2 protein-coding genes and 2 pseudogenes are annotated in these 4,441 nt (G+C 65.3%); 1 reads left to right on the top strand and 3 read right to left on the bottom strand.

Annotated features, from left to right (window positions below; translation table 11 throughout):
- A pseudogene (locus AC27GT_RS09610) lies at nucleotides 1–846 on the top strand (integrase core domain-containing protein); the annotation flags it as partial.
- A gap of 296 nt (nucleotides 847–1,142) precedes the next feature.
- Here the strand turns inward: AC27GT_RS09610 and AC27GT_RS09615 are convergent.
- The 3 genes and pseudogenes from AC27GT_RS09615 to AC27GT_RS09625 all read right to left on the bottom strand — a co-directional run.
- The gene (locus AC27GT_RS09615) at nucleotides 1,143–2,576 is read right to left on the bottom strand and encodes an NAD-dependent succinate-semialdehyde dehydrogenase (RefSeq protein ID WP_015717160.1); all 1,434 of its coding nucleotides are present in this window, start codon (nucleotides 2,574–2,576) and stop codon (nucleotides 1,143–1,145) included.
- Between the two features lie 268 nt (nucleotides 2,577–2,844).
- Nucleotides 2,845–4,167 (bottom strand): hypothetical protein, encoded by a 1,323-nt coding sequence (locus tag AC27GT_RS09620; protein ID WP_015717159.1) that lies wholly within the window; start codon nucleotides 4,165–4,167, stop codon nucleotides 2,845–2,847.
- Nucleotides 4,168–4,240: 73 nt separating this feature from the next.
- A pseudogene (locus tag AC27GT_RS09625) lies at nucleotides 4,241–4,441 on the bottom strand (IS256 family transposase); the annotation flags it as partial.

The raw sequence follows: 4,441 nt of genomic DNA on the forward strand, positions 1-4,441 counted from the left end.
ACCCCAAATGAACCGCAGCGCTTGCGGCGGAGGATTTACTGGTCTTCCGATCTGCTGATCCGGGTGGAAGCCCTAAGGAAGGAGAACCCCACCTGGGGCCGCTGGCCGATTTGGCTGACCCTAAGGAAGGAGGGCTTTGCGGTGAGCGAGCGCACCGTGGGGCGGATCCTGGCCTACCTGGAAGCACACGGCCGCGTGGAAAGCGTAGCTGCCTTTCTGGCCCAGGCCCGGCGGGGGAAGGGGGGGCGAAGACCCAGGAGGCCCTATGCGCAAAGGAAGCCCAAGGGATACGAGGTGGGTCACCCTGGCGACCTTATCCAGGTGGATACCCTCACCGTGACCCTGGGCCCTGGGGAGACGATCCAGCACTTCTCGGCCGTTGACCTCTTCACCCGTTTCTCCCTTGCGGAAGTCCACACCCGAGCCACGGCCAACCTGGCGGCCAGCTTTCTTGCCCGCCTGATGGTGCGAGCGCCTTTTCCTATCCGTGCGGTGCAGGTGGATGGGGGCAGCGAGTTTATGTCCGATTTTGAGGAGGTTTGTGAACGTTTGGGCGTTAAGCTCTTCGTTCTTCCTCTTTGGGGCCCCTACCCCAAATGAACCGCCGAGGAGCCCCAAGCTCAATGGTCACGTGGAGCGGATGCAGCGGACCTTTAGGGATGAGTTCTACACACGACCGTTGCCTTCACAGATCCCCGAGCTCCAAAGGGAGCTTGACGCCTACCTGGACCACTACAACCGCCGGCGACCCCACCGGGCCTTGGGGGGCCTGGCCCCTTTAGAGTACCTGGCTAGAATACGGGGGGAGGCGGTCCCCACAGAGTCCCAAATGTGTTGACCGACTACAACCGCTTCCCTCAGCAAGATCCGCAGGGTATCCTGATCCAAGGGGCACCTCCTCCGTCTAAGGTGTGCCCCCCTATTAAACACAGACCCTTACACATAATTCCTTACACTACCTGGCCGGGCCCGCCCTCCTCTTTTCCGGGAGGGGTTTATACCCTTTACTTTTGCTTCCTGCGCTTCCAGGTTCCCAAAAACTTTACGGGGACTCCCTACCGGGGCCCCCATGCTACGTTCTGGCCCCAGCCTGCATGGGGTGGTATAAGGCCCACCTTGGGTTCTTGGCGGGGGGTGGTGCCCTAAAGCCCCAGGGAGATGTACTTGACCTCCAAGTACTCCTCTAGACCCCACTTCCCCCCTTCCCGCCCTAGCCCCGATTGCTTCCTCCCCCCGAAGGGGGCCTGGGGCGTGGAGGGTACCCCGTCGTTCACCCCCACGATCCCGTACTCCAGGGCCTCCGCCACCCGGAAGGCCCGGGAGAGGTCCCGGGTGAAGACGTAGGCGGCAAGCCCCACCGGGAAGCCGTTGGCCCACCGCACCGCCTCCGCCTCCTCCTGGAACACGGTGAGGGGCGCCACCGGGCCGAAGGTCTCCTCCCGGAAAAGGAGGCTTTCCGGCTTTACATCTAAAAGCACCGTGGGGGCGAAGAAGAGCCCCTTGGCCTCCCCTCCCGCCACGAGCCTCGCTCCCCGGGAGAGGGCGTCCTCCACGTGGGCGTGGACCTTCCTTAGGGCCGCCTCGTTCACCAGGGGGCCGATGTCCGTCTCCTCGGAAAGGGGATCGCCCACCTTAAGGGCGGAAGCCCTCCTGGCGTAGGCCTCGGCGAAGGCCTCGGCGATGGGGGCCTCCACAAAGACCCGGTTTGCTGCCACGCAGGACTCCCCGGCATTCCGGAACTTGGCCCTTAAGGTCTCCTCCACCGCCCTTTCCAAGTCGGCATCGGCGAAGACCAAGACAGGCGCCCCGCCCCCAAGCTCCATGGAGACCCGCTTAAGGGTCCTCGCCGCCTTCTCGTAGAGCCGCACCCCCACTTCGGTGCTGCCCGTGAAGGTAAGCTTGCGTATCCTCTCATCCTCCAGGAAGGGCCGGGACACCTCCTCGGGCCTCGAGGTGGGGAGAACCTGCAACACCCCAGGAGGCCCCCCCGCCTCCAGGAAAAGCCACGCCAGGTAGAGGGCGGTGAGGGGGCTTTCCTCCGCAGGCTTGAGCACGAAGGTACACCCTGCTGCCAGAGCCGGGGCTACCTTTCGCGTCACCATGGCCGCGGGGAAGTTCCAGGGGGTGATGCCGTAGACCGGCCCCACCGGCTCGTAGCGGACGAGGAGCCTCTTGTGGGGGAACTGGGAGGGGACCGCTTCCCCATAGATGCGCTTCGCCTCCTCGGCGTACCACTCCACGAACCCCGCGGCGTAGGCCACCTCGGCCCTTCCCTCCTTAAGGGGCTTCCCCATCTCCAGGGCCATGAGCCGGGCCAAGGGCTCCTGGTGCTCCAGGATGCGCTCGTACCAGCGCCTCAGGACCCGCGCCCTCTCATAGGCCGTGGCCCCGCTCCAGAGGGGGAAGGCCGCCACTGCCTCCTCTAGGGCCTCCTTCGCCTCCTCCTCTCCACAGTCCGCCACCTCGGCCACCCTCTCCCCCGTGGCCGGGGAGACCACGGGGAAGCGCTCCTTTAGGGGCCGCCAGGTCCCGCCAATCAGGGCCTCCACCGGTACCTCGCCCAAGGCGTGGCGCATAGGCACCTCCTCACCCCTACTCTACCCCTCGGGCGCGCCCCTCTTATACCACCCCATGCGGGCCTAAAGCCCGCCTGGGGGCCCCGAGATAAAGTCCCAGTGGAGTTTTTTGGCGCAGGAACCAAGAGTAAAGTGTATAAGGGTCCGGAGGGGCAAATTGGCGCCCTCCGAGGGGTCTGGGACGGGCGGGCGCCCCCCTTCACACCGGGCCGGACCCCCTTTTGCTTCCTGCGCTTTTAGCTTCCAAAAGAGCTTCACGGGGCCGGCATTAGGGGGGTTCTCCCGGCCTCCTCAGCAGGCGGCAGCCCTTGTACCGCCACTCCTCCCTAAACCCAGGGGGGGTTCCTTGTCCATAGCGGGGCTGGAGGGCTCCGCTGCCCTGGCAGACCAGAAGGCGGCTCACGTAGGCCTGGGGGGCGGAAAGGGCCAGGAGGAAGCCGGCGTCGGCGGGAAGCACGAAGGGCCGGGCCGTCCCTGCCCAGGCGAGGAGGCGATAGCTCTCCCGGTCGTCGGCCAGGGTGGATCGGGGTGGGGCCTGGGCCAGGGTCTGGCCGATGGCCCGCTCCATGGGGTCCGGAGGGGGGTTGAGGGGCTTTAGAAGGGCCCAGCCCGCCAGGGCCTGGAGAAGGGCAACCAGCAGGGCCGCCCCCAGAAGGTGCGGTTTCGGGGCAAGGGGGGGCAAACCCCCTAAGGCGAAGAGGAGGAGGAGGGCGGTGGCCATGGGGAGGGTATAGCCAAAGCCCAGGGGTGGCAGGGCGAGGAGGACGAGAAGGGGGGCTAGGTAAAGAAGGAGGCCTGGCCGTAAACGGGCCAAAAGGAAGAGGCCCCCAGCCAGATAGGCGGGGCTTGCCAGGAAGACCTCTCCCAAGGGAGGGGTTTCCTGGGGGAGCGCCCTATAGAGGAAGATTCCCCCACCCGTGAAGAGCCAGCCCAGGTAGGCCCAGGCCAGGGTGGTGAAGAGGAGGGGGAAGAGGAGGACCAGGCTGGCCGCGGCCCAGGCTCGAGGCTCCACCCGTCGGAGGAGGCCGATCCCCAGGGCGAAGAGCACCCCCAAAGGAAGGGCAAAAGGGGTGGCGTAGACGGCGAGGCTCAGCACAAGGCCCGAGGCGAAGAGAAAAAAGGACAGGCCCTCTTCCAGCCAGCGCAGGTAGAGGGTCCAGGCCCACCACAAAAGGACGAGGCCCAGGACCTGGGCGAAGTCCTGGGCGAGAAGGTGGATGGGCCAAGGGGAAAGGAGGAAGCCCCCGAGCAAAACCAAAGGCAGGATCCCAGCCCGCCTTTTGGCCTCGGCCAGGACGAGGGCGAAGCCCAAGCCCAAAAGGACGGTGCCCAGGACGGGGGGCGCCCAAGGGGAGGGCCAGGGGAAAAGCAGGAGAAGGGGCAAGGGGGGGTAACTGAAGTTTAGAAACTCCAACCGGCCGCGGTCTAGGGCCAGGTACACCTTGGCCAGGTAAGCGGCGTGGAGGTCGCTGAGGTAGCCCTCTTGGGTTAGCCCCAGGGCGGCCATGCCGGCGGGCAGGGCCAGGAGTAGGCCTAACCCCAGCTCAAGGGGTAGGCTCCAGGTGAGGCGCTTCCTGCTTGCTGAGGCCATGGAGGGTTTTCTCCCAATAGAAGGGCTTGGTAAAGAGCTGGAATAGGGCTTTATAGGCGGCCACGCGGTCGTGTCAAGATTTATGTGTAAGCGTCTGTGTACGGGGGGCATACCTCTCCAGAAGCATCTTCTCCAGCACTTCCCGCACCTCAGCAAAGCCCTTCAATCGCCGCTCAGACCACCTCCCCTCCTGACGCTCCGCCTCCAAGTAAAGGAGCTTAAACACAGACTCGGGTCGGGGGAACTTATGATCCCGCACCTTCGTCCCACGCCT

Source organism: Thermus sp. KWY1, from assembly GCF_057547025.1.